The following is a 1,378-nucleotide window of genomic DNA, read 5'->3' on the forward strand; positions in this document are numbered from 1 at the left end:
TGGTGCGGGGCTGGGTGGTGCGGGGCTGGGTCAGCGTTCCTCGCGGAAGGCGACGTGACGCCGGGCGACCGGGTCGTACTTGCGCAGGGTCATCCGGTCGGGGTCGTTCCTGCGGTTCTTGCGGGTGACGTAGGTGAAGCCGGTGCCGGCGGTGGAGCGGAGCTTGACCACCGGGCGGATGTCGTTGCGTGCCATGGGTCTACTATACAGAAACGAGAATCATTTTCATTAAGGATTCCCGGGGCTCCTCCACGCCCCGCGTCCCGGCCGACCGTCACCCCACCCACCGAGCACCGGAGACCGACCGCCATGTCCGCCCACTGCCAGCTCACCGGCCGCAGCCCCGGCTTCGGCAACCGCATCTCGCACTCCCACCGCCGCACCCCACGCCGCTTCGACCCCAACATCCAGCGCAAGCGCTACTGGCTCCCCAGCGAAGGACGGCACATCCGGCTGACGCTCAGCGCCAAGGGAGTCAGGACCGTCGACACCATCGGAATCGAGGCCGCCGTCGCCCGCATCCGCGCCCGCGGCCGGCAGGTCTGACGCCCCCGCCGCAAACCACCCATCCACCCACCCCACCCACACCGGAACCACTCCCGGAGGAGGACCACCGGCCATGGCCAAGAAGAGCAAGATCGCCAAGAACGAGCAGCGGAAGCGGACCGTGGCGCGCTACGCGGCCCGCCGCGCCGAACTGCGCGCGCTCATCCGCAGCCCGCTCACCCCGCCCGGCGACCGGGAAGCCGCCCAACGAGAACTGCGACGCCAGCCCCGCGACGCCAGCCCCGTCCGGGTACGCAACCGCGACAGCGTCGACGGCCGCCCGCGCGGCCACCTACGCGCCTTCGGCGTCTCCCGGGTCACAGCCCGGGTCCTCGCCCACGCCGGCCACCTCCCCGGTGTCCGCAAGTCCAGCTGGTGAGGGGGAACGACGCCATGACCGCCGCCACCGGAAAACCACCCCGCCGCACGCGTGAACGCGAACGGGACCGCGACCGTTCGCCCAAGCCCAACCCGCTCGACGCCGCAGGAATCAGCCACGTCGACTACAAGGACACCGAGCTGCTGCGCCGCTTCATCTCCGACCGGGGCAAGATCCGCGGTCGCCGCGTCACCCGGCTCACCGTCCGCCAGCAACGGGAGACGGCCCGCGCCATCAAGAACGCCCGGGAGATGGCACTGCTGCCCTACGCGTCAGCGAGCCAGGGCCAGAGCCAGCGCCCGGGCCGCTGACCGTCACCCCCCACTGTCACGCCCCACACGCGCCACACGCGCCGCCGTCCGCCGCGTCCCCGGCCGGGAACGCGGCGGACGGCGGCGCGTGTGGCGCGTGTGGGGCGTGACAGTGGGGGGTGACGGTCAGCGGCCCGGGCGC

4 protein-coding genes are annotated in these 1,378 nt (G+C 72.4%); 3 read left to right on the top strand and 1 reads right to left on the bottom strand.

What is annotated here, in order from left to right:
• Positions 1–30 precede the first annotated feature (30 nt).
• Positions 31–195, bottom strand: a complete 165-nt coding sequence (gene rpmG, locus E0D90_RS25620) for a 50S ribosomal protein L33 (RefSeq protein WP_103504744.1) — start codon at positions 193–195, stop codon at positions 31–33.
• 114 nt (positions 196–309) lie between these two features.
• Between rpmG and rpmB the strand changes: the two genes are divergently transcribed.
• The 3 genes from rpmB to rpsR all read left to right on the top strand — a co-directional run bounded on the left by rpmB (position 310) and on the right by rpsR (position 1,236).
• A complete protein-coding gene (gene rpmB, locus E0D90_RS25625) occupies positions 310–546 on the top strand; it encodes a 50S ribosomal protein L28 (protein WP_130800293.1) in 237 nt (78 codons plus the stop codon).
• A gap of 73 nt (positions 547–619) precedes the next feature.
• Complete coding sequence (gene rpsN, locus E0D90_RS25630) at positions 620–925, top strand: 30S ribosomal protein S14 (RefSeq protein ID WP_130800294.1); 306 nt, start codon at positions 620–622, stop codon at positions 923–925.
• Positions 926–939: 14 nt separating this feature from the next.
• Complete coding sequence (rpsR, locus tag E0D90_RS25635) at positions 940–1,236, top strand: 30S ribosomal protein S18 (RefSeq protein ID WP_130800295.1); 297 nt, start codon at positions 940–942, stop codon at positions 1,234–1,236.
• Positions 1,237–1,378 lie beyond the last annotated feature (142 nt).

The organism is Streptomyces otsuchiensis (assembly GCF_004305975.1).
In the GTDB taxonomy this organism is placed as follows: domain Bacteria; phylum Actinomycetota; class Actinomycetes; order Streptomycetales; family Streptomycetaceae; genus Streptomyces; species Streptomyces otsuchiensis.

Coding starts and splice junctions, on each gene's coding strand:
- rpsN (WP_130800294.1), top strand. CDS start 620: ATGGCCAAGAAGAGCAAGATCGCCAAGAACGAGCAGCGGAAGCGGACC.
- rpmB (WP_130800293.1), top strand. CDS start 310: ATGTCCGCCCACTGCCAGCTCACCGGCCGCAGCCCCGGCTTCGGCAAC.
- rpmG (WP_103504744.1), bottom strand. CDS start 195: ATGGCACGCAACGACATCCGCCCGGTGGTCAAGCTCCGCTCCACCGCC.
- rpsR (WP_130800295.1), top strand. CDS start 940: ATGACCGCCGCCACCGGAAAACCACCCCGCCGCACGCGTGAACGCGAA.